This window comes from Rhizobium sp. NPDC090279 (genome assembly GCF_044769665.1).
Taxonomy (GTDB): domain Bacteria; phylum Pseudomonadota; class Alphaproteobacteria; order Rhizobiales; family Rhizobiaceae; genus Rhizobium.
This window is the reverse complement of record NZ_JBIVYI010000014.1, coordinates 124872-149066: the sequence shown is the minus strand read 5'-3', so window position 1 is coordinate 149066 and position 24195 is coordinate 124872. Positions and strand designations below refer to the sequence as shown.

Here is a 24195-nt window from a genome sequence, read left to right as displayed (position 1 = left end):
CCCCAAGACCTATCGTCGCGCCGGATCAAGCGGCTGCGAGCCGTTCCGAGACCGGGCGCGATCGCGGACGATCCTCCAACCGGGGAGAGGTGCAAAGGAATGGAATGGTTGCACCGAATATTTCTTCTAAGCTCATCCCTTCGTGCATCCCGACCCTTTTCAGTGGTCATCTGAAAGACGTTGTCGATCGACAATTTTCTTGACTAATCGGGCGGGCTGGCGTGCTATACTCCCTAAGACAGACGAAATGCTTCGCTCTTCATGCTCAGATTCGCAGCTGTCTAAATATCAGATTTTCCAAGAAAAATATTTGATTGTGAAGCTATCTCGCCATTAGCTTCCACCAGCCATACAGCCTGTTTTGAGGCTTCGAATGGCTAAGGAGGCACGTAGGCATAAACGGCGACTTTGCCTCCAGAACCAGCGAAAAGCAGCCGTTGAGGCGCGATTCACCCAACTTTTTGGGGTCAGTTTTCCGCCCGGATATGGCAATCGCGAGAAATCCAGAACGGATAGATCCTCGGCGGGATTGCCGGCCATTCGCTGATATCGTGGCGCCTATGGTTCGTTATGGGCCGGGGTGATCGCGTGAGGCACACTCGCGGCAAAAACGGAGCCAGGCGAAGTCTGCCCGATGCGAAACTAACCATCCGCGTCACGCAGCCCTTTACGAATTCGCCCACCGGACGAGCCGCGCGTCCAAGATTGCATTACAAAATTGTAAGGGTGCTATTCATTTTCGGTTAAGTCGGAATGGGCCATCAAAGTCATGCGTAAACACGCAGCATCAACCCCCAATGCTTACGAGGTTAACATGAAAAACCTGATTCTTTCTTCCGCTATCGCCCTGGCATCGGTTGTCGCCGTCAGCGCTCCGTCGCAGGCAGCTCCGTTTCACCGCCATCACCATGATTGCGCCGTGAAGACCGTGAAGCATAAGATTCATGGCCATTGGGTCGTCCGCAAGGAACGCGTCTGCCGTTAATCCGAGACGTGCATGTGTGCCGTCGGCAAGGTTCGACGGTCAATGGACGGCCATAGCTGAAGGATCGGCTGTGGCCGTGGCAATTCATGGCAACGAGAGGCCAGACTGTCTGCTTACGCAATGGACTATCCGAAGACTTGCCTCGATGGCATCTCTTCCTATCCTTTGGAAATCCAAGCGCTCCGGATAAACGATCCGAAGGGTCACGAAACCCTCGATGCGACGTGGCCGCCTCCACCGTTCGCCCGAAGCAGCGCCATAAGAGCCGGACCGAGTGAAAATTCACCGCGTTCGGCCTTGGCTGTGAGATCTCGCAGGTAAGCACCGGCGGAGTTGATATGTCCGGACCGCTCCAGAATGCAGGCCATCGTTGCGGCGGCATTTTCAGGTCCCATGACCTCGCAGGCCAGCTGATAGGCCGATGGGCTGACGCCCAGCATGGATCGAACCACAATGGCTGCGGACATCAGGTCCCGCCAGCTATCGATGACAGCCGATGGCCCGTAGGCGCGTATTTCCGGGCAGGCCTTCAAGACCAGGGCGAGCGGGAAGATACGCATCGGTCCTTCGTGTGGACTGTTCTTTTCCTCGGATATTGCCTTCAGCTCGGTTCGAGAGCCTGGTTCAAGTTCATTAAAGGATTCTGGATTCGAACTCTGTATGTGCCGCTCATTATGGGCATCATTGGTGCTACAATTTTCAACTTTTTCCTGCGTTTCCAGACGGTTGATGATCTCGCTGCGAAGAAGCTCCATTTCCTCCAGGATCGAGGTGACGTCGGACATGGTTGGAGAGCGGGGAATGCGCGCGACGAGGGCGCTATAGCTTTCTTCGATCAAAGCCCAATCGCCGCTGGCACCTTCCACGATCGCTGCTGTAATCAGCTTGCGCACGTCGCGCCGGCAGATGGTCAATCCTTCTTTGGCACGTCGGAAGGCAATCCGGTCCGCGGCCACCTGCTGCGCCAAGATGGCAAGCTCTTCGGCACGCAGCAGAAGCGGTGAAATATCGAAGCCGAATGCATTTTCGATTTCGCCCGCTCGTCCCTTTCTCGCATAACGCTTGCCATTGGCGCTATCCTTTCGAACGATCAGGCCGGCATCGACGAGAAGTGCCAGGTGCCTGCGAAGCGTAGCGCCTGCAATACCATGAGCACGCAAGGTCAGCTGCGCATTGGAGGGGAAGACAATAAGCTGCGCGTCTCTGCGGAGCTCGTTATCGGGATAAAAACTCAGCAGTGCGTCGAGCACAGCAAGGCTACGATCCTGCAATCCGAGCTTTTCCCTAGCCTCGGATGCGTCTCGAAAAACCTTCCATTTATCGACCGTCTTGCTTGGTTCGATCGCGGCTGTAGCGATCTGCCATTGTATCAAGGCAAGCGTCATCGGCCGCCGCCCAAAAGGCGTCGTTATACTTCCATTCTGCATTTTCCTCACCTTCAAGAGGCAAAAGAAACACGATCACCAAAAACGGTGCCAAAGACTCTTGACTGGGATTCGAGGAAATGCGATTCTTCAGTTGCTACATTGAAGAGAAGGCTTCCACGACGGCAACGTTTGGGGGCCTTTTTTCTTTTGCTGGTTTTCCTTTCCAATCAGAAAACCCTGACAGCTGTCAGGAGTTGTGGTTGTTTCTCGAACGAGTGAAGCGCTCGACCAGGTCAGGCAGCTCTTCCTCGATAAATTTTATGAATTCCGTTCCCTCTTTACCCTCGGCTGCGATTCGAACTTCGCGGGGCGATATGATGAACGCCGCCAGCCTGGTTCCGGATAGATCGGAAATCGGGATTGGTGCATTGCGGGGACCGGAGTTCGGCTTCACCGCTTTCAATGCCACCTGAAACCTATGATCCGAGGTGTCATTGATCTCATGCGTGCCCGACAGCGCAGCGCGCACCATCTGTAGCGCATTCGGCGCCGTGGATATTGTTTTAGCCAGATCCAGCCATCGGGGCCGGCCAATCTTCGGAGCCCTGCCGATGGTTTCGATGACATCTGCCGGTATTGCCCGATACACACTCCGCATTCGCGCAAGCTCGGCATCCTCGATCGAGAGAGCCGCATAGATATGGCGCGCCTTGATGCCCGCATCATCCATGCGCGAGGCAAACAAGGCGCGCTCGATCCATGTCAGGTCCTGCCTGCTGGCATTCTCGATGCCTTGCGCCAGAACGAGATCGAGATCGGAAATCTCGACTTCTATGGCGCGAACGGTCCGGCCAAGCTCGCGAGCGGCCCGCCATCTGCGATGACCATAGACGACCTGATATCGATCGCTCGAAGAAGGGTGCCGTCGAACCTGGATCGGAACTTTCTGGCCTTCTTCCTCGATGGAGCGCTTGAATCTCTCGAAATCATGGGGATCGTCGTCCGGTAGTCGATCCGGATATGGAGACGAATCGATAGCAAGAGGATCAAGATCCTGAATCCAGCCTTCGCCGGATTCGACGATCGCGCGCAGCCGGTCGCGCTCCGCGCGTATGTCACCGATTGCGCGATGCGCGGCGCCGATGACACCAGCGCCGACACGACCCGACTGCGCGGGGGCAGGGGCGGGCGGCGATGGATCTGCTGTCGCTTCGCTGTTTTCCAATTCGGCCGAAAGCAGGCCGAAACTGGCGACGATGGATTTTCTCGGGCTTTTGCTCATCCACGCCCCCAACTTGTATTGACGAGATGCACGATCGCCTCGTTGACGGCGTCTACGGCCTCCCGGGCACGCTTGTGCGTGTCCCGGCCGATCTGCCCCATTTCGAGTTCGTAGAGCGAGCGCTTGGCAAGCCCCGCAGCCTCGACCGCGGTGCTTTCTATCGCCGTCGGCAACAGGACATCGGTGCCGAAGAGATGGCGCAGCATCGCAACGACCTGCGACTGCGGCGCATCGTTCGGATCGTGGCGCGTGATCAGATAGCGGATGAAGTCCTGATCGAGCTGCGCGCCGCTTTCGTTGAGCACGCTGATCAGATCGCCCATCATCAGCAAAAACTGGCTCATCGATGCCACGTCAAGCATGGCGGGATGCACCGTGATGATCATGCTCGTGGCGGCGTAAATGGCGCTGAGGGTCAGAAATCCGAGCGAGGGGGGCGTATCCAGGATGACGATATCGTAATCGTCTTCGACCTCGGCAAGCGCCAGCTTGAGGCGTTCGAAAAAGATGACGCCGGAGCCGGACTTCTGGGCCAGAACGCGCGGCGTTTCGTGCTCGTACTCCATGACTTCCAGGTTGCCCGGAATGAGATCAATGCCGTCAAAATAGGTTTTGCGGATGATCTCGCGGATCGAGCGCCTCTCGGCCGCGTCATATCTGAGCGCCGCATAGATGGTTTCATTGGCGCCGACGTCGATTTCCGGCTGGGCGCCGAACATGGCCGAAAGCGATGCCTGCGGATCGAGATCGAGGGCGAGCACGCGATAGCCATGCAGCGCGAGATAATGCGCGAGATGGACGCAGGTGGTCGTCTTGGCGCTACCACCCTTGAAGTTGGAGATGGCCATCACCTGCAGGTGTTCGCCCGGCCGGCGCCGCGGCAGGAAGCGAAGCGCTTCGGACGGCTTCTGCTTGGCAAACAGTTCCCGCAATTCGTTGATCTGGGCAAGCGTGTAGACCCGGTGATTGTTCTCCAACCGGCTGGGAGCGGGGCCGCGCCCTTCGCTCGACATCAGCTTCAGGGTCGAATCCGGGATCGAGGTCAGCTTGGACACTTCGTTGGTCAGGAACTGGCGCAGCATCTTCTCGGATTTCGGCGGGTACATCCGCGTCCGGAGCTGCTGGAGCTGGCCCGACAGCACAGTTGCATGGCGCGCAATTTTGCTCGCTGCATTTTCCTTTAAAGGAGCTATCGTCTCCGTGCGGTTTGCTATCGCCATCTGTCCCTCTTGGCGGCTTATCGCCGGTTTGCCGACCTTTGCCCGCCAGAAGATAGAACACGATTCTGTCAGGTCGTCCAGAGATTAACGGTTAATGACCGGTTAACGTGTGACAGCCAAGACTCTCCACTGCAGTACTTAATACACTGCTTTTCCTGGATTTTCTGTAGGAGGTGGCCGAAAGTAGCCGCAGCGATGACTCACACTTTTGATTGTAGGGAGCTGTTGTCATCGAGCGCTCGACGTCTATCCGGCTAAGATTGTCGACGGTTGCGTAGCGAGAATCGCGGCATCGGACCATGTGAGTCGGTGCCAGCGCGGATAATCTCGGTCAAAATCCCGGGCTCTTTCCCCGAACCATCGCAGCCGCAACACATAGTATGAGAGCGGTCCGATTCGGTGTCTGGGAAGCATTGAGTCGACCAAGCCTCATCGCTCTTTTGCTACCTTCGGCGGGCCTTCGGGCATCGGCGAGGCCCATGTCGCAACACATTGACAATATCGGCTGTGGACGAATCGGTGCCTTCCCTTGCCGAAGGGCGGGTCAGCTCTAGTTTGCGAATCATTAATGATTTGTGAGGGTTAGTGATTTTGAATTATGATTGGAGCGGCGCCAGAACACGGCGTATCAAAGCGATCAAGATGGCAGTTTCGGTGATGATTGCGGTGGCGGTTCTGGGCACGCCGACAATGCTTTGGCTGCATGGTTCGTTTTGACCATCAGGCTGCCATGAGCCGTTCGGTCGGTGCCATTGCGCCGGCTGACGTTCAGCATCGCTCGGACAATGGGGTTGAAATGCACAATCCCATTGTCGGCAACGAGAACCATCGCCTTGCCTCGCAGGACGCCGAGGCGATCAGGTTTTCTCTCGATTGTCCCTTGGACCGCTTTTGGCCGAACGGCTCGGCAGGGCTTCGTCGAATTCAAGGTTCTCCGACACATGATCCACAAAGCGGGCCAACAGCGGGCTCGTCTGTTTCCGTTGCCAGCAAATTCCAACCGGCCAGGTTGATTCCGGTCCGGAAAGAGGCTGCTTGTGGCTGGAACCCTCCAATGCCTGCACCCCGCGCCAGGGCAGGAATGCCGCGCCCAGGCCGGCGGAGACGATGGAATGCACGGTCAGGATATCGTCAGCATACTGGACGATCCGAGGCTCGAAAGCAGCCAGCGAGCACCAGCGTCTAATCTGTTCGTCCAGCCCCGGTCCGCGCGGCGGCGAAAGCGCTACAAAGCCGAGCCGGTTCAGCTCAGTCAACCGGTTTGGAGCCGGCATCGTCGCCCCGCTCGGAAGCACGAGGGCCAGATGCTCTTCGATGACGGGCATGAAAGCCAGCTCGCTATCTTCCTCCGGCGCCCGGCAGAAGCCGATATCAAGCCGACCCTCGAGCAGGCGCCGATGCTGTTCCTGTGATGGCAGGTCGTTGAGCGTGATCCTGCAATCCGGCGTCGCGGCGCGAAAACTGGCGATCAATTGCGGCGCGACGGCGAGGGTCGATATCCCAAATCCAATATCGAGGTATCCGGTCAGGCCGGCGATGGCGCGATGCATCTTGCGGTCGATATCGTCGTTCAGTCGAAGAAGTGGGCGTGCTTCCCGCTGCAGGAGCTCTCCAAGTGGCGTCAGCTTCGCGCCATGGCGGCCACGTTCGAACAGTGGTCCGCCCATTGCCGTTTCCAGGGCCTGGATCTGCTTGGTCAAGGTCGACTGGGTGACGAACAGCTTTGCCGACGCCTTGCCGTAATGGCCGGTGTCGATCAGCTGAATGAAGGAGCGGAGGAGTTTTATTTCCATTCTATCTACGAATAATTTTAATCGATAAAGTCATTTTACGAAAGATAAGCTGCGTGGTCAAATTGCGCCAATGCAAAAAAGGAGCAATGGAAATGGCACTCAAGATATCATCCGTGCAGTTTCAACATCGGGCCAACGACAAGGCCTATAATCTCGCGCGCATATTGCATTTCACGGAGGAAGCAGCTGAGGCGGGCAACCAGCTAGTCGTATTTCCCGAGATGTGCATCTGCGGATACTGGCATGTTCCCAAACTCGAAGGTCCGGCCTTACAGGCGCTGGCCGAGCCGCTCTCGGGTCCGTCGATCAGTTCTGTCGCCGCCTTGGCGCGCGAGAAGGGCATCGCGATCGGCGCCGGCTTCCTGGAAGCGGGCGAGGATGGAAAACTCTACAACAGCTACGCGGTCTGCATGCCGGACGGTCGCATCCATTGCCATCGCAAGCTGCATGCCTGGGAGCATCGCCTCATTTCCAGCGGCGACGCCTTCACGGTCTTCGATACGCCCTGGGGAATTCGCGCCGGCATCCTGATCTGCTGGGACAACAATCTGATCGAGAATGCGCGCGCAACGGCGCTCCTCGGCGCGGAACTTTTGATCGCCCCTCATCAGGCGGGTGGTGGCCATTCGGTGAGCCCGCACGGGCTGAAGAGGATACCTGTCGAAAAGTGGATCAACCGCCATGAAAGTCCCGAGGCGATCGAAGCCGAGTTTCGCGGTCCGAACGGCCGGGAGTGGTTCATGCGCTGGCTGCCGTCACGCGCCCACGACAATGGAATGTTCCTGGTCTTCAGCAATGGTGTCGGCCAGGATGAAGACGAGGTGCGCACCGGCAACGCCATGATCCTTGATCCCTATGGACGCATTCTGGTCGAGACCTGGGCCGCCGCCGATGCGCGGGTGAGCACCGAAATCGATCTGTCTCTGCTCGATAAATGCACGGGCCAGCGCTGGATAAGAGGCCGCCGCCCGGAGCTTTACGGCGTCCTGACGCAACCCAACGCCAATGGCCTCTCGCCCATGGACGCACGCTACTCGGAAGCGCCAACCCGCACGAAATAGCGGGGAGGCCGATCCGGTCTGGGGCCTCTGACGCGGCGGTCTACTTTAGCCGCCACCCGATTGTCTCGGTGGTGTGTCTTCAATACGGTTGCTCCGTGAGATCCGGGCCGTTTTACCGAAGCGGTCATGCGTGGCGGTCTCGTCGAGATCACCATAGACCAGATAGCGAAGCGGGCCCGAGGTCACGGCGTCGAAAGGAAAGCATGTTGCCAGCACGAGATGGACGCCGGGCGCATTCGGGTCGATCTCCGCCTCGTCCCAGCGGGCAACGGCCACATGGGTCACGCGGAACGTAAAGGTCCGGCCATCGCGGCGCGTGATGCGGATGCGGTCGCTCTGCTTGATATTTCTCAGGAAGGTAAAGTGGGTATCGCGGTGCGCCGCATAGACTGCCGTGCCCTTTTCGCCCGCCTGCGGCGTGTTGTCGAGATGGCCGGGGCCGAAAGCAAGCGCCTGACCGCTCGCGCCATTCAGCGCTATGGCGGAAACGCCAAGGCGCGGAACCTCGATACGCGCCACCGGCCAGGTATCGGCCCAGCTCCAGGGCTTGACGGGCGCACCCGATGTCATGCTCTCGGCAAAGGCACGCTCGAGGAGGAGTTGTGCCAAAGCCGCCTTGGCATAGATCCATCCGCCCTGTGCCGCGAAGAAGAGCCCGGCTGCGATGAGGGTGCCGGCCGCAAAAGTCAGAAGGGAGCGCGCTGGCGCGCTCCCGATGGTTTTGATGCGAGTGGCGACGATCATGCCCTGCTCCTTCGCGATGCGAAGATCAGCATGGTCACTCCAAGCAGCAGGGCAAACAGCCCCTGAAGGATGAGAAGCGTTCCGGGCGTTGCCGTCTGCGGCAGCGGGACGCTTGCCGGAGCCGGTGCGGAGATTGGCGCAAGTTCCGCATCGCTGTCCGCACCCTGCGACTTGTCGAGTGCCTGCTGATGCCTGATGTCTGCCTTGGCATCCCGGGTTGCGCCGATGCCGAAGAGCTTGTCGTAGTCCCAGCCGGCGGGCAGCTGCAATGGAATGTCGGCTTGGGTCGGCGGCGTATTTACCGGGCGCAGCCGCTTGGTATCGACTGCGACAAGGCTGCTCAGGCGCGTGACCAGATGATGATCCAGCGCCAGTTGCAGGACGCGTTTGTCTGCGTCCGTCTGCGAGATCTTGCCGAGCGTGAGATTGACTTCGGCGTCGTCGATCTGGCGACGCGCCCAGATCTTCGATATGCCCTTGGCATTGCTGGCCTGATCGAGCGGTAGCGAGATCGTCCAGGGCCGATCGCCGACTTTGCCGCTGACAGTCAGAGTGCCTGTTGCTTTCCCCATCCGGGCAGCCAGAACCAGCGGCTCGCCGTGATAGATATCGGGCAGGAGGTTGGGCGTGATGTTGACGTTCTTTTCCGAAAACACCGCCGCGACATCGGTGACGGCCGGGTTCTCCAGCTTGTCGAAGAGGGCGCGCATGCGGTCGTTCACCTCGGCAACCGAACCGATATGGGTGAAGCTGCCGCGACCGAGCTCGGCGGCACGGCTCATCAGGTAGGTGTTCGGCGCGGAGCCGATGCCGACCATGAAAATGCGCGAGCGTCCGCGCGATTGAGCGATCGCATCGAGAAGCTGCCGCTCGTTGTTGACCTCACCGTCGGTCAGGAATACGACCTGACGCAATCCATCCGCCTGATGGCTGTCATCAAGGGCGGCATGAAGCGGCGGCAGCATTTCGGTTCCGCCGGCAGCCTCCAGGCTGGTGACGAAACGGCGGGCCGAAGCGATATTGTCAGCCGTTGCCATGACCGAGTCGGGGAAGAACTTGGTCATCGTATCGTCGAAGCGGATGACGTTGAAGCGGTCATTCGGTTCGAGCCGGGACAGGGCATAATCGAGGCTTGCCCGTGCCTGCTCGATCGACGTGCCGCCCATGGAGCCGGAATTGTCGATGACGAAGACTACTTCGCGGCCTGCCTTCTGCGGCGTCGCCACAGCGGGCGGCGTGACATAGGCAAGCACGTAGTCGTCCTTGCCGACATGCTCGCGGAAGAGACCGACGCTCGGGACATTGCTGGCAACAGCATTCCATTCGAGCACGAAGTCACGGTCAGCCGTCGCATCGCTGTCCAGAACGATCCGCCGCGCGCTATCGCTCATTTTGTCGATCTTGACCGTGTGATAGAGGCTTTTGACGTCGTCGAGCGGAAAGCCGGCATTCAGATTGACCGTCAGCGTGACAGGATTGGTGCGGTCGTTGTCCGGCGCCAACAGCGGCGCGGAGACGGGCTTGTCGCCGGCATTGCGCGATGGGCTGTTTTGGGTCTGTCCCCACCCCGCCTTCAGGTCGGCGTGCTGCGTGATCGGCGATGCGTCCTGAGGGGTGTAGCGAGGCGCGACGACCAGCGGAACCCGCAGGGAAAAACGGCCATCCGTCAGGCGGACCGCCTGCTGATATTCGATCTGGACGACGATCTTTTCATGCGGACCTATGTTTGCGACCGCATTGGTGAAGACGTTCGGTCGCTGCTGCTCGACGAGAGTGGCCTTCTTCCCTTGTCTGCGGGCCTGCTCGTAGAGGGCGCGGGCAGCCTGTTTTTCCTTGATGTCGGCGACGATGACCCGGTTGCCGACGATCATCTTCAGGGAATAGACGGCGCTGTCCTCCGGAAGAGGGAAGACGTAGAGGGCTTCGACCCATTTGTCGGTTGAGTTCTCGAAGGCCTGGGTCAGAACCGCTCGTGCCGTCGGGCCATTGACGTCGAGAGCGACATCGGTCGCGAGGCGGGGCGCCTCGATATATTTGCCGTCTTCCTTTGTCTGAAGAAGAAGGCTGCCTGCACCCATTTCGTTCGGCGTGACGAAGGCGGCCGGCTGCGCATGCGATTCCAATGGGTGAAGCAATGCGAAGATGACGGCAAGCACCGGCAGCAGGATGGCGTTGCTGAACCATAGTAACAGGCCGATTCTCATGAGGACGTTTTGCCGGTTTTGGCGGCGCGAGATGCTTGGCGAGGCTAACATGACAGGCTCCTTGTTGACTGCTGAATGACTGAAGCCATTGTCAACAAAGGCTATTTTCTCGCCAGCGTAAGCTTTGCCCTGTTTCGTCCGCATCTTGCCGCAAACGGTCTTGTCGCTGGCGGGCATGTGTGGAATTGTGAAGGAAATTACGCAATCAGGAAGCGAATGAATGGTCCAGGGCGACCCGTATTTGTCCGACAGTCAGAATAGCGCCGTGGCGGCGCGGGTTCGCGAAGAGATCGCCCGGCGGCGCATTTCCAGGCAGCGTCTCGCCAATGATGCGCGCATCAGCCTTTCGACATTGGAGAAGGCTCTTTCCGGCCACCGCCCTTTCACGCTTGCGACCCTCATTCGGCTGGAACAGGCAATGGGAGTCGTCCTGCGCGAAGCGGGCGGAACGCAATCACCTTCGATCAACGAAAAGCCCGGTCATGCTCCTGAGGAACTTGGCGCCTATTCCCGCGCCTCGGTTTCCTGGCTCGAGGGCACCTACCTGACGCTTCGTCCGTCCTTTGGCGATCCGAAGGCGATCTTCGCCTATTGCACCGAGATCGGCTGGGATGGGGACCGCACCTGTCTGAGTTTCCGGGAACGCGAGCGCAGCGACGCCTCGTTTTCGCAACAGGGTTCGGTGTCGGTGCCGCATCTGTCGGGGCATATCTATCTGGTGACGAACTCCTCCGGGCAGTATCGCATGGCGATCTTGTCGAGGCCCAGCATCACCGGCGAGATGTTCGGTCTGCTGACGACATTGCGCGCCGGACAGGGATCGCACCTCACACCCGTCTCGACGCCACTCGCGCTCCTGCCGATGTCGGCTTTCGCACAGCCGTCGCTGGGGCGCGTCCTGGCGGGCGATCATAATCACGAAGCCTATTCGGCGATCATGCACAGAATTACCGGGGAAAATTACGCCGGCTTCGTCGGATAGTCCGATCGACGCCAACAGGCCGCCCTGTGGCCGCCGGTTCCTCAGCCGCCGACAAATCGAAGGATGTCTGGCAGCATCGTCAGTTCGATCTGCTGGCGGATGACCAGGAACGCATGGCCCTTCAATATCGACTGTCACCATTGAAGTTTTGCAGTTGTCTTTGCGCTTGCGCGCTCTAAACGGCAAACGGACCCGAGGATCGGGTCATGCGCCTATGAGGGTCGCGCCGGTGCCGGCCATGCTGAAACCATCATCGGGCATCGTGAAAGATGATGCCGACGGTGTGACGCATGCCCGAGCGAACCCGGCTGACGCCGTGCCGGAGATTGACGCGGTAATTCCCCTTCGTCCCCCGCACCGGCCGATTGTGGACCGCGAAGGCGACGGCGTCGCCCTGTCGAAGCGGTACGACCTCGGCACGGCTTTGCATGCGCGGCCGTTGTTCCGTCAAAACAAACTCGCCGCCGGTGAAATCCCGACCTGGCTCGGAAAGTAGAATTGCCACCTGGATCGGAAAGGCAAGCTCGCCATAGAGGTCCTGATGCAGGCAATTGAAGTCTCCCGGCACATATTGCAGCAGCAGCGGCGTCGGACGCCTCTGACCGGCGTCGTGGCATTGCTTCAGGAAGGCTACGTGCTCATCGGGATAGCGCTCCTCAAGGCCCATGCGCTCATTCCATCCGTTCGCGATGCCGGCGAGACGAGGATAGAGCGCGGTGCGCAATCCACCGAGAAGGGCTGGCAGCGGATAGTTGAAATAGCGGTATTCGCCCTTCCCGAAGCCGTGACGCGCCATGACAACATGACTGCGGAAATGCCGTTCCTGCGGGTAAAGGCCAGAGATCGCACCACACTCCTCGGGTGCGAGAAGCCGCGGGAGAATGGCGCAGCCGAAGCCGTCCAGCTCTCCGGCCAGCGATTTCCAATCATAGGCATCGACTCGAGCTTCGACGGCGCTTTCCAGGGGAGCAGGAGCAAAGGTAGATGGCTGGGTGTTCATGTCATGTCCTCGGTTGTACGGATCGCAGCTGCCATTCGTTGCGCGCTGCGGATGCCGTGAGAACTTGAACCCTAACTTCCAAATCGGGATGCCGGCCACCCGATTTGCGATGTGCCGCGGACACAAGGATGAAGCTCCTGCTTTCGGGACGGTACACTGACATGGCGGGATGCTGAGAGCTTCACGCCGCGGCGGCGGTCGGCAATCAGTACCGCGCCTGCAGGAGCAATCGAAAGAGATGCGCGCGGTTTTCGGCGCCGAAGCTGCCGTTATAATCCAGCGCAAGCGAAATCTGCTGGCTGAGCGCGATGTCGAACCCGGCGTCGACCACCAGCGAGTCCCGATCGACGACGGTTCCGCCTTCGGTGAAAACGTCCCCGCCGGCAAAGGCCATTCGCGAGCTGATATCCAGATCGCCGAATGCGTGTTGCCAGCCCAGCGCGCCATAGAGTTTTGCGGGCATGTCCGACAGGCCGATGTCCCGCTCGGCCCGAACGCCAAATGTTGCGAAGGTCACCGCCGATTGATCGGCGCTCCCGCTCAGAGCCGCCGCACCCCCGCGCTCCGAAAAGGCACTGGCTCGGACATCTGTAAAGGTCACATTCGCATAGGGTTCAAGCTGGGTATCGCCCAGCGAGATATCATAGGCCAATTCGCCGAACACCTGTGCCGTATAGGCATGGTAGTCGGCACGCAGCGCATCGGCATAGCCGGAGAAATCGATGGTGCGAAGAGTGGAAATCGATTGCAGGCCGTAGGTGCCGCCGAGCCGCAGCGCCAGTGCGCCCCATTTCTTGCCGGCATAAAGCCCGACATCGTAGTTGTCCGCATCGGCATGGGCGGAGACGTCGGACTGCGAGAACTGGCTGCGGCCGTAACCGGCAAGCGCACCGATGCGCCAATCCGAGTCGCTAAGTGCGGTATCGAAGCCGAACAAGACGCCGCCGGTGCTGCTGCTGCCATTGTCCGACGATGTCCATCCGCCATAAGGCGCGCTCCAGAAGGACGGCAGGCCATTGGCTGGATCGGCGAGAATGCCGTCGATGGCTTTTTCTGGCGCGGTTGCTTGGTGCTGATCGCCATCCGCATAGGCAAGGCCCACATCGCCCGACACACGTGCCTGCTTGCCACTGGCCGCTACGCCACTCTGCAGTCTGCGGAGCCGATCGATGGCGGCGTCGCGGACGAAGCGGCTATTGTCGAAGGATATCCCTAGAACGGAGGTGTGAACTCCGCCGGCAAGCTGCTGCAGCGCTCCGGATGCTTCATTCATGCTCAAGACGACGACGGCATCGTAAAGGCTGTTCGAGGCGCCTAAGCTTTCGATGCCGCGCGCAGCTGCGCGCTGGTTTGCATTCGTGCCTGCAGCGGCGAAGGATGTGCCGTTGCGCTCCAGGGTGAGATCGAGCGTGCCGCCGGAGTAGTCGAGAACAGGCGTGACGAAAGCGTAGTTCGACTGAATAGTGTCGAAACCGCCGGAGACTCCGCCGGTTGCGGAGAGAATTGTGTAGTTCGCAAAGGCTTTCAGGCCGCTGCCAACCAGCGAGAGCGTTCCGCCATTCAGGCTGGCCGTCCCGGTTACATCGATGCGATCGGTCGATGTGCCGTTGCTTTCCACGAGCACGGTGGAGCCGCTTTGCGTGGTCAGATTGCCGTCGACCGTCAGCGTGCCGATGCCGTTATCGCCGGGAGATAGCGTCGCGCCGGCACCCACCACCGTCGAGCCGATAGTGCCTGTTCCGCCCAGCAGGCCGTAGCCGCTGAGATTGATCGACCCGCCAAGTGTCCCGTCAACGACGAGGCTACCGCCCGAGATCGAAGTCACGCCGCTGAAGGCGCCGGAATTGCCGGTCAAGGTCACGTTGCCCGATGCGACGTAAATCGAGCCGCTGCCGTCGATCGTTGCGCCCAGCGTCTGCGGTGTGCCGCCAAAATTGAAGACGAGCGAGCCGTTGCCGCTGCCGAAATGAATGGTGTCGACATCGAGCGTCGCGGCGCCCGTCGCGGTCTGCCCAAGGGCAGCGCCGATATTGACCGAAGCCGTTGAACCGGCCTGAGCCGCAATCGTCAGGCTCGATGCGGAAAGGGTTGAGCCTCCGCTCAAGGTGAGACTGGCATCGCCCGCATTTCCGACGGTCAGAGCATGGTCGACCGAAAGGCTCGATCCGTCTCCCGTCACCGTCACGGCGCCGTTGCCGCCCGCTGCATTGCCAATGGTGGCGTTTGCCGTCTTGACCATGCCGCCCTGGATGACGTCCAATGTGCCGGTTCCGGCATCGCCGACCGTCAGGTTGCCCTGATTGTCCCAGGTCGAGCCGGAGCCCGTCACGGTCGCAGAACCGGTGGCGCCGGAGGCCGTGCCGATGCTGGCGTTCTGGCTCGTCAGCGCGCCTTGCGATGACACCGCTAGGCTTCCCGAGCCTCCACTTGCGCTGCCGACATCGAGATCACCGTCGATCTTCCAGTGGCTGCCGGCGCCGCTGACAAGCGCCTGACCGGAACCGCCGGCGCTGGTGCCAAGCGAAGCATTGCCCGTCGAGAGGCCGGCTCCCGCTAAAACCTGTACCGATCCGCTCCCGGCGGCACCATCCTGCAACTCGCCGCTCATGTCGAAATGGCTGCCATTGCCGACGACGACAAGCGCGCCGCTCGACGAGATTTCCTTGCCGAGCGTCGCCGTTGCCGCGCTGGCGCTTGCCGATCCCGATACTGTGAGCGAGCCGGAGCCCTTATTGCCGACGGTCAGGTCGGCATTGATATCCCAATACGAGCCGGCGCCGTCGACGGTCACGGCGCCAATCGAATTCCTGCCATCGGCAATCGTGGCCGAGCTGCTCGTGACTTCACCGCCGGTGCTGATGTCGAGCTTGCCATCGGCGCCTGAACTGTCCGCATCATTTTGATCGCCACCGACCAGCAACGCGCCGGTGTCCCAAAGCGAACCGGTCCCGCCGACGGTGACGGAGCCGCCGGCGAAGCGGCCGATGATGGCCGAGCCGCTCGACACGGTCGCGCCGGAATAGATGGAGAGCGCGCCAGAACCGCTGGAGCCGACCGTTAAAACTCCGCTGGTGGTCCATTGCGAGCCCAGCCCGGAAACCGTCGCTGAGCTGGTGCCGCCGCTTCCAAGCCCGATCGTCGCATTGTCGTTCGAAACGGTGGCGCCGGTTGCCATGACCATCGTCCCGGTGCCGTCGCGGCCGATGACCAGATCTCCGTCGATCAGCCAGCTCGTTCCCGCGCCGGAAACTGATACATAGCCCGAACTTCCCGCACCGTAGCCAAGCACCGCATCGCCGGTGCTGGCCGCGGCGCCATCCGTCAGTTCGAACGAGCCTTGCCCCTCATAGCCGACGAAGAGAGGCTGACTGCCGGACAGTGTGAATGACGATTGCCCGCTGACGGCTAAGCCGCCGTTGCTCCCGGTGGCAGAACCAATATAGACGGCGCCGCTGCCCACATATTGAGCGCCGGCGTTTATTATAAACGCCGCGGTTCCCTGGTCGCCGACCAGAAGCGCTCCGCTGTTCTGCCAGATTGCAGCAGCACCCGTCAGATCGAACGAGCCGGTCGCGCCTGTTTGAGATCCGATGGAGGCGGAGGAGGTCTGAAGCGATCCAAAAGCTGCCAACGTCCCACTACTGGCAAGCCCGACGGTGAGGTCGCCGGTTGCGGCGGAGCCGCCGGCCAGGATTTCGGCGGGAAAATTGCCGCCGTCGATCACTACCGAGCTGACGGAGCTCGGAACGGCTGCCGTCGACCAGTTGCTCGCATTGTTCCAGTTGCTATCTGCTGCACCCGTCCACGACAATGACGCCGCGACGGCAACTACCGGGCTGAGGCAGGCCGAAACCGGGACGAGGAAGGTCGATATGCGCAAGGTGGCGCGCGCAGCAGCCAGCATTGAAAAAGCGTCCTACAACATGATGTTGCATCATCTGCAGAAACGGCATTCATGGTTAATATTGCGTAAATCTGGCTTGAGAGTTCGCCATTCTTGCATCAACAGCCGCGCGGATTGTCCGCCCCAAGCGCGAGACGACGGGCTTTGCGGCGTCCGTGCTCCATCCTATACGCTCGTGCTTCCGGGATCGACCTTTGGAAGCCGGCTCATCAATTGTGGTCAAAGACGATCTGAACGAGAGGGGCGGACGGCGAAAATCCTTACGCAAAAGCGCTGCGGCGCGTCGAAAGCGATCCAATGCCCATGAGCCCAGCCAGGATGACCGGGATGCACACGAGGTAGGCGGTGCGAATGCCGGCATGCTCGGCAATGAATCCAAGCAATGGCGGCGCCAGGAAGAAGACAACGAAGGACATCTGCCCGAGGGCCGCGACGTTGACATGCGCAGGGCGGTCAGTGCGTTGCGCGGCCGCAGAGACCACGAGTGGATAGACGGCGCTGCACCCGGCGCCCATGAAGGCGAAGCCGATGAGCGCTACATTCGGATGCGGTGCCAGCCAGACGGCACAAAGCCCGGCAGTGGCCAGTAACAGCAGGGAAAGTGCGACGGAGCGGGAACCGTAGCGATCGACGAACCGGTCGGCAAACAGTCTCGCCAGCGCCATGAAGAAGGTAAAAAGCGTCAGGCCGAGGCCGCCGACGAACGGCTCGACGTGGAAGACGTCGCGCATGTAGATCGCTGACCAGTCGATGCCCGCGCCCTCGACCAGGAAGGCCGCGATGCCGATGATGCAAAGCGGCAGCAGGCCAAGCGTCGGCAATGCGATGTGATGGGCCTCGGCGTGATCCTGCGCCGGACGCGCCGGCGCGTTGCGCATGCCGGCAATGGTTATCGAGCCGACGATGAGGACGAAGGCGAATGTCAGGCCGAGATGCAGGTGCATTGGCACGCCCGCCTGCCGGATCACGGACGATACGAGGGCTGTCACGAAGAAGCCGAGGCTCCAGAAACCGTGCGCGCGGCTCATCACGCCGCGGCCGAGCTGCGCCTCGATGCGATCGATCTCGACGTTGAGATTGATTTCTAGCGCTCCGGCCAGCAGTCCCTCGAAGAACAGGACGGCGAAGACCAGAGGCGCGGCCCCCATCCAGGGCACGAGCGCCAGGGATGCGGACGTTCCGAGCACGGTGATGAACGCGGTCTTGCGCGCGCCAAGGCGTGCGACGAGCGGGGAAGCGAAGGTGAGCGATATCAGAGCGCCGACAGCCGCGCCGATCAGCGTCAGCCCGAGTTCCGACTTGTCGATCTGCAAGGCATCTTGAAGGTCCGGGAGGCGCGACAGTAATGCGCCGATCGATACCGCAAAGAGAAAGAAGCAGACATAAATTCGCTGCTGCGGTTCAAGACGCATTTTGATGCTCCGGAGAATCTGACCACTGGTGAGATGAAAAGGGTCTATCCGAAAGCAACCAGCGCTGGCAAGACGAGGTCTCTTAAATCATCAGACAAATTGGGGCGCCTGCCAATTGGATGAGCTCGGAACAATCGGCCGGAAACAAAAACCTGCCGGCTGGACAGATGAGCCTACCGACCTAACTCCACGGTTCAGACACGCAGAAATGGCATCGCTTGTCGCCTACATCGACAGGACGATTTGCGAGATTCCAATTTCATCCTTCGTCAACGGATCAGAAACGGCAGATCAGATATGGGATTAGCACCGCTCACCAGACCAACGGGCCAGACGTCGCAAACGGATTTGGATCGCTACCGGCTTACCGCTTTCCAGCTGCCCCATTCTGGGGGGCGATACGACATCGGGGCTGCCATCCGGCGTACTTTTCTCCGGGCGATCGTTCGAGGCGGCAAGCGATAATTCCCTGTCCTGCTGCGGCCGCTACAATCTGAGGAACAGCCTGCATCAGGGCATTGCGGCGGTCGGAGATGACGGGCATCTGATCTTTGCCGTTAACAGCTGGGTGAGCGGCCGCCGCTGCACGGTCATGGGTGCGTTCGACCCGGCGGGCAAGCCCATCGCGCCGACGAAACCCCAGCAGGATTTGCTCGGAAAGTATTTTCAGTCGCCCGAACGGCCCATCGTGCTCGATTCAAGGGCCAAGAGCGACATCGTCTTCAAGACAAATGGGCTCAATCCGAATGTCGGCGTCTATGTCGGCAACAAGACGATCATTTTCGACGTCAACGCGCGGTCGTCAGATGGCAATATCGACGGCAGCACCACGATAACCACTGATTTCAACGGCAAGGTTCAGGATCAGCTCTATAAATTGTCAGCCAAGGATAAAAATTCTTCGCTGAGCGGCAGCTACGAGCGCAAGGGCACGGAGACAACCGAGAGCGTGGAAGCGTCATGGGAAAAATGGTCGTTGGCGGGCAAGCATTTCCGGGATGGTGCAAGCAGGAACCGCGAGCTCAATCTTTCCTACCGAGCCACGGACAAGATAACTATCAAGGCGTCCTGGAGGCCGGACGTGAAGCCACCGTCCACGCCTCCGCGCATAACCGACTATTCAATCTTCTCGGCCACCAACCATAACCCGCCGCCGGCAGCTCCCAACTACAGCAACTATATGATCACGCTCGAAATCAAGTTGCCTTGAGCATTGCCGTTTCAACTAGATCGAGCCGCCTGCGGCAATAGACCGTAGGCGGCTCGACCTTTGTGGATAGAGCATCAGGAAACTTTGATGCCTGTATTGGCGTCCGTGGTGATCAGGCGCTGCAATCTGCCGTCACCGACGACGATTTGCGCGTGCCAATCAGCACTAGCACCAGGCCGGCGGCTGCCAGCAAGCCCCCGGCAATCGAGACCGCCGCATAGCCGAAGCCGAGGCTGATCACGGCCGCACCGGTCGCGGCACCCAGGGCATTGCCGAGATTGAAGGCGCCGACATTGATGGAGGAGGCAAGCCCCGGAGCCTCTGCCGCAGCTTCCATGACGCGCATCTGCACGGGCGGGACGATGGCAAAGGCTGCGCCGCCCCACAGAAGCAGCCCGATAGCGGCTCCCGCATGGCTGGTCATGGCGAGCGGCAGCACGAACATGATAGCCGCAAGCAAGCCCAGGAAGATCTTGGTGGCACCGTCAAGCGACCAGTCGGCCAGTCGACCGCCGAGCCAATTGCCGATCGTGAAGCCGACGCCGATCAAAACCAGCCCGAGGGTTACGAAGCCGTTGGAGGCGCCGGTCAGTTCGGTGAGTGCCGGAGCGACATAGGTATAGAGGGCAAACATCGCGCCTGCCCCCATGACGGTGGTCGCCATCGCAAGCAGCACCGTCGGATGGGTAAGCACGGCAAGTTCACGCCTGACGTTGGGCGTCGTCCCGCGTTCGCCTTTCGGCAGGGCGACCCATAGCGCCGCAATGGCGACAATGCCGATCAGTGCCGTTCCCGCGAAAGCCATGCGCCAGCCGATTGCTTGGCCGACCCATGTCGCGGCCGGCACGCCGCCGATATTGGCGATCGTCAGCCCCATGAACATGGCGGCAACCGCACTTGCCTGCTTTTCCTTCGGCACAACACTTGCAGCCACCACCGCGCCGAGACCGAAGAAGGCGCCGTGATTGAGGCTGGTGACGAGCCGGGCCAGCAGCAGCGTGAAGTAGCCCGGCGCCATGGCCGACAGGAGATTGCCGATCGTGAAGATGCTCATCAGCAGCATCAGTGCCGTGCGCTTGCCGAAGCGGCTGAAAGCGAGCGTCATGAAGGGGGCGCCGACCATGACGCCGATCGCGTAGGCACTGATGAGAAGGCCGGCCGTCGGGATCGAGACGTCGACCCCCTTGGCGATAACAGGCAGCAGCCCCATCGGTGAAAATTCCGTCGTGCCGATGCCGAAGGCGCCGATCGCAAGGGCGAGAAGTGCCCATTGGGCGTGGGAGGATGTTTGGGCCTTTTCGGCCGTCGAAATCTGGGTGTTCATGTTGAAATCTCCTTAGAGCAATTCCAGGAAAAGTGCGGAGCGTTTTCCGTCCGGAATTGTGAGAAAACAAAGAGATAGAGCGGTTCAGAGATGCTGTGAAAAGCTGAGCCGCTCTAGGCGTCCCATGCCGGGGCAAGGCCGGGCGGGCTGACGATCCGGCCATCCGGGCGTGCGAGATTGGCAATGGCGGCCATGTCTGCGTCGTCGAGGACAAAGTCGAAGATCGCAATGTTCTCTTTGACGCGCTCCGGGTTGGCGGTCTTGGACAGGGCGATGTGGCCTTGCTGGATCAGCCAGCGTAAGCCGACCTGTGCGGCGCTCTTGCCGTATTTGGCGCCGATCTGCTGGAGCACTTGATCCTTCGGCACCGCGCCATCGGCCATGCCGTAATAGGCGGTGATCGCAAGACCGTTTGCTTTGGCGGCGGCAATGAGCGCGGGCTGCGGCAGATAGGGATGGATCTCGACCTGATTGGTCACGATCGGCGTGCTGGACAGCCTCACCGTCTCCCGCATCTGTGCGATATTCTGGTTGCTCACGCCGACGAACCGGGTCTTGCCGGCGGCTTTGACCGCGTTCAGCATCTCGATCTGGTCTGCGACAGACACCTTGTCGGCCGGCCAGTGCAGCAGAAGCAGATCGACGCGGTCGATCTTGAGCTTGTCGAGGCTCTCATCGACCGAAGCGGCGAACTTGCCGTGGCTGTAGTTGTCGACCCAGACCTTGGTGGTCAGGAACAGGTCATCGCGTCGCGCGCCGGCCGCCTGCAATGCCTGGCCGAGCGCTGCTTCGTTCTGATAGATCTGTGCGGTGTCGAAATGGCGGAACCCGGCCTCCAATGCGGCGGGGATGACGCGCTCCACTTCTGCGTCCGACATGCGGAAGACGCCGAAGCCGAGCGCGGGAATTGTTGCGCCATGGGCGGTAACAGTTAGCATCGAAAACTCCTTCTAAAAGTGTTGGCGGCTTTAGCCGCCTTGAACGGATCGAGCGCCGGGCTTGAGGGCGCAATATCTTCGGTCTATGAAATAGAGGGCGCGTTCACACTTGATAATTGGGTGAGTTTTCACATTATTTGTGAAACAAAATCAAAGATGGATATGCCATGGACAATCGTGCGGGCGAGATGCAGGTGTTTCTTCGCGTCGTGGAAGCCGGCAGCTTCTCGGAAGCCGCGCGGCTGCTGCGCATGACGCCATCGACCGTCAGCAAGCTGGTCTCGAGGATCGAGGCCCGGCTCGGCGTGCGGCTTGTCGAGCGCTCCACCCGGCGGCTGTCGCTGACCTTGGAGGGCCGGATCTATTATGAGCGCAGCCAGGCCCTGTTGCATGATCTCGACGAGGTCGAGCAGGAACTGACGCAGGGCGCGACGACAACGGGCGGCACGGTGCGCGTCAACATCTCCGTTGCGCTTGGCGTGCTTGGCCTTGAGCCGCTATTGCCGGAATTCTGGCGGATCTATCCCAATGTCGTGGTCGACCTTTCGCTATCGGATGAGATTGTCGACCTCTATCTCGACCGCACCGACATTGCTTTCCGGGTGGGGCCGTTGCCCGATTCGGGCATGATAGCGCGGCGCATCGGCATTGCCCGCCGCAAGATCGTGGCCTCGCCCGGCTATCTCGATCGCCACGGAATACCGCTGGCCGTCGATGATCTCTCCCGGCACAATTGCCTGGGGTTCAATTTCCGTCGCGTTGCGCCAGTCTGGCCGATCAGGGAGAGCGGCCGCATCGTCGATCGGGCCATGAGGAGTTCACTGCTCGCCAACAACGGCGAAACCGTCCGGCGGATGACCCTTGCAGGCGTGGGGCTTGCGCGCATGGGCGACTATCACGTGCGCGCCGATCTGGCGGCCGGTCGTCTCATCGAGGTGCTTGCCGATGTCGTCGAACCCGATGAGGAACAGATTCACGCGGTCTTCCTGGGCGGCGCCCGCATGCCGCAACGCGTGCGCGTCTTCCTCGATTTCGTCGTGCCGCGCCTGCAGCAATTTCTCGGCGGCGAAGCCTGAGCGCGTTGTCGCGATCAAGCCGCGTGTGAAAAGCGCGTGCCCGAGCGATCCGGCATCCTGTCCGGAGCGCGGGGCCGTCCGTTCCAAAGCCTCACTTTGCCGGCTTCTTCTTGAATTCCTCGTAATATTCGTCCGCCATCTTGCGAAGCGACCGGCCGATCGCGGCATACTCGTATTCGTTGAGATTGGCGAGCGAAGCACGTCCGGAAGGCTGCTGGGTGCCGAAGCCGCGGCCGGGCAAGAGCACGATACCGGTCTCATCGGCGATACGAAACAGGAGTTCGTTGGCGGAAAACTTCTTCTTCACCCATTTGGCGAAGTCGGCGCCGTAGAGCTTGAGGGCGATGTCCTCCAGATCGAGCAGCGTGTAATAGTCGACCGAGTTCGGATTGTCGGTGACGGGAATGCCGAGTTCCCGATAAAGAGTGGACTCGCGCTTGCGAATGACCTTTTTAAGGGTCGATTTGTAGACGTCGTTTTCATCCATGAGCGCAAACAGCGAGAAGAATACCAGCTGAACCTGTTGTGGCGTCGACAGGCCAGCGGTGTGATTGAGCGCGACGGTGCGGCTGTCGGCGACCAGACGATCGATGAACTTCAGCTTGCTGACATCAGGGAGCAGCGAACCATAGCGTCGGTCGAGCGCAGCCTTCGTCGCCTTAGGCAAGGAGCGCAGCCTGTCGTCCAGAATGTTCTTCTGATGCGTGGCAATGACGCCGAGACGCCAGCCGGTGGCGCCGAAATATTTCGAGAAGGAATAGACGAGGATCGTGTTGTTGGGGCAGGTCGCAAACAGCGAGCGGAAATCGTCGGCAAAAGTGCCGTAGACATCGTCGGTCAGGATAATCAGATCCGGCCGATGATTCCTCACGATATCGGCGATCCTGTTGAGGCTGCGATCGTCTAGCTTCACCGACGGCGGGTTGCTCGGATTGATGCAGAAGAAGATCTTGATCGCCGGGTCCTTCAGCTTGTCGAGTTCCTCGTCGCTATATTGCCAGCCGTTCTTCGGATCAGCGTTGATCGCGACCTCCGTAAGGCCGTATTCGTCGAGTTCAGGGATTTCGATATAGGGAGTGAAGACCGGCAAGCCGATCGCCACCTTGTCGCCCTTACTGACGATGCCGTTTTGCTTCAGTGTGTTGAAGATATAGGTCATGGCCGCTGTGCCGCCCTCGACCGCGAAGAGGTCGATACTGTCGCCCGTCAGCGAGCCGCCGATCATCTCCTTGACGATATATTCCCGGACGATCTGCTCGCTGATTTTCAGCATGCGCGGTGGCACCGGATAATTGCAGCCGAGGATGCCTTCGACCATCTCATGCAGAAATTGCGAGCCGGAAAGGCCCAGCTGGTCGCGGACATAGCTCAAGGCTCGTTGCAGGAAGGCGACGCCCGCCTGATCGCGGTTTTCGCTGGTGAAGCGCTCGAAACGTGCCTCGATACCGTCGATATTGGGCAGGCCGCCGATCCATTTCTGCATGTAGGAATAGGAAAGCTCGGCTTCGGCGGCGGCGAAGAGCCCGAGGCGGAAGAAGGCGCGGCGCGGCAGCGTCGCCATGAAGTTCGGATTGCCGCGGCCGGCATTCAGCATGGTGCGGTTTTCCCTGGCTGAGGCCAGTTTGATGAGCTCGTCCTTGAGTTCGAAAGGGCTCAGTTTCGCAAACTTGCTGTAGTCGGTCATGGTTCTCTC

17 protein-coding genes are annotated in these 24195 nt (G+C 60.3%); 5 read left to right on the top strand and 12 right to left on the bottom strand.

Annotated elements, in window-relative coordinates; genetic code table 11:
• The first annotated feature begins 814 nt into the window (after positions 1 to 814).
• On the top strand, positions 815 to 985 hold the full coding sequence (locus tag ACIQWP_RS28425) for a hypothetical protein (protein ID WP_402794864.1): 171 nt from the start codon (positions 815 to 817) through the stop codon (positions 983 to 985).
• Between the two features lie 203 nt (positions 986 to 1188).
• Here the strand turns inward: ACIQWP_RS28425 and repC are convergent, their stop codons facing one another.
• From repC to ACIQWP_RS28405, 4 genes are all read right to left on the bottom strand, one after another.
• Positions 1189 to 2412, bottom strand: coding sequence for a plasmid replication protein RepC (gene repC / locus ACIQWP_RS28420; protein ID WP_402794861.1), 1224 nt, complete (start codon positions 2410 to 2412; stop codon positions 1189 to 1191).
• A gap of 187 nt (positions 2413 to 2599) precedes the next feature.
• Positions 2600 to 3634 carry a plasmid partitioning protein RepB gene (gene repB / locus ACIQWP_RS28415; RefSeq protein ID WP_402794858.1) on the bottom strand — a complete coding sequence of 345 codons (1035 nt, stop codon included), beginning with the start codon at positions 3632 to 3634 and terminating at the stop codon, positions 2600 to 2602.
• A complete protein-coding gene (gene repA, locus ACIQWP_RS28410) occupies positions 3631 to 4854 on the bottom strand; it encodes a plasmid partitioning protein RepA (protein WP_402794856.1) in 1224 nt (407 codons plus the stop codon). Before repA ends, repB begins: the two co-directional genes overlap by 4 nt.
• A gap of 857 nt (positions 4855 to 5711) precedes the next feature.
• Positions 5712 to 6647, bottom strand: a complete 936-nt coding sequence (locus ACIQWP_RS28405) for a LysR family transcriptional regulator (RefSeq protein WP_402794853.1) — start codon at positions 6645 to 6647, stop codon at positions 5712 to 5714.
• Between the two features lie 92 nt (positions 6648 to 6739).
• Between ACIQWP_RS28405 and ACIQWP_RS28400 the strand changes: the two genes are divergently transcribed.
• The gene (locus ACIQWP_RS28400) at positions 6740 to 7708 is read left to right on the top strand and encodes a nitrilase family protein (protein ID WP_402794850.1); all 969 of its coding nucleotides are present in this window, start codon (positions 6740 to 6742) and stop codon (positions 7706 to 7708) included.
• A gap of 45 nt (positions 7709 to 7753) precedes the next feature.
• On the opposite strand, the gene ACIQWP_RS28395 is transcribed toward ACIQWP_RS28400, so the two are convergent.
• Together ACIQWP_RS28395 and ACIQWP_RS28390 are read right to left on the bottom strand one after the other, a co-directional pair.
• A complete protein-coding gene (locus ACIQWP_RS28395; RefSeq protein WP_402794847.1) occupies positions 7754 to 8452 on the bottom strand; it encodes a class GN sortase in 699 nt (232 codons plus the stop codon).
• Positions 8449 to 10707: a marine proteobacterial sortase target protein gene (locus ACIQWP_RS28390; RefSeq protein ID WP_402794844.1), complete on the bottom strand. Its 2259-nt coding sequence runs from the start codon at positions 10705 to 10707 to the stop codon at positions 8449 to 8451. The genes ACIQWP_RS28395 and ACIQWP_RS28390 overlap by 4 nt, the downstream gene beginning before the upstream one ends.
• Positions 10708 to 10876: 169 nt before the next feature.
• Here ACIQWP_RS28390 and ACIQWP_RS28385 point away from each other — a divergent pair, with 169 nt between their 5' ends.
• Positions 10877 to 11638: a multiprotein-bridging factor 1 family protein gene (locus ACIQWP_RS28385; RefSeq protein WP_402794842.1), complete on the top strand. Its 762-nt coding sequence runs from the start codon at positions 10877 to 10879 to the stop codon at positions 11636 to 11638.
• A gap of 250 nt (positions 11639 to 11888) precedes the next feature.
• Here ACIQWP_RS28385 and ACIQWP_RS28380 read toward each other — a convergent pair whose 3' ends face one another.
• From ACIQWP_RS28380 to ACIQWP_RS28370, 3 genes are all read right to left on the bottom strand, one after another.
• Positions 11889 to 12638 (bottom strand): 2OG-Fe(II) oxygenase, encoded by a 750-nt coding sequence (locus tag ACIQWP_RS28380; protein WP_402794840.1) that lies wholly within the window; start codon positions 12636 to 12638, stop codon positions 11889 to 11891.
• A 205-nt stretch (positions 12639 to 12843) separates the two neighbouring features.
• Positions 12844 to 16542 carry an autotransporter domain-containing protein gene (locus ACIQWP_RS28375; protein WP_402794837.1) on the bottom strand — a complete coding sequence of 1233 codons (3699 nt, stop codon included), beginning with the start codon at positions 16540 to 16542 and terminating at the stop codon, positions 12844 to 12846.
• A gap of 260 nt (positions 16543 to 16802) precedes the next feature.
• Positions 16803 to 17954, bottom strand: coding sequence for an MFS transporter (locus ACIQWP_RS28370; protein WP_402794833.1), 1152 nt, complete (start codon positions 17952 to 17954; stop codon positions 16803 to 16805).
• 568 nt (positions 17955 to 18522) lie between these two features.
• Between ACIQWP_RS28370 and ACIQWP_RS28365 the strand changes: the two genes are divergently transcribed.
• Entirely contained in the window at positions 18523 to 19164 is a 642-nt protein-coding gene (locus ACIQWP_RS28365; RefSeq protein WP_402794831.1) for a hypothetical protein, read from the top strand.
• 112 nt (positions 19165 to 19276) lie between these two features.
• On the opposite strand, the gene ACIQWP_RS28360 is transcribed toward ACIQWP_RS28365, so the two are convergent.
• Positions 19277 to 20488: an MFS transporter gene (locus ACIQWP_RS28360; RefSeq protein WP_402794829.1), complete on the bottom strand. Its 1212-nt coding sequence runs from the start codon at positions 20486 to 20488 to the stop codon at positions 19277 to 19279.
• 113 nt (positions 20489 to 20601) lie between these two features.
• A complete protein-coding gene (locus ACIQWP_RS28355; RefSeq protein WP_402794827.1) occupies positions 20602 to 21426 on the bottom strand; it encodes an aldo/keto reductase in 825 nt (274 codons plus the stop codon).
• Between the two features lie 167 nt (positions 21427 to 21593).
• Between ACIQWP_RS28355 and ACIQWP_RS28350 the strand changes: the two genes are divergently transcribed.
• The gene (locus tag ACIQWP_RS28350; RefSeq protein WP_402794825.1) at positions 21594 to 22502 is read left to right on the top strand and encodes a LysR family transcriptional regulator; all 909 of its coding nucleotides are present in this window, start codon (positions 21594 to 21596) and stop codon (positions 22500 to 22502) included.
• 91 nt (positions 22503 to 22593) lie between these two features.
• Here ACIQWP_RS28350 and ACIQWP_RS28345 read toward each other — a convergent pair whose 3' ends face one another.
• Entirely contained in the window at positions 22594 to 24186 is a 1593-nt protein-coding gene (locus ACIQWP_RS28345; protein ID WP_402794823.1) for a bifunctional aspartate transaminase/aspartate 4-decarboxylase, read from the bottom strand.
• Between the last annotated feature and the right edge of the window lie 9 nt (positions 24187 to 24195).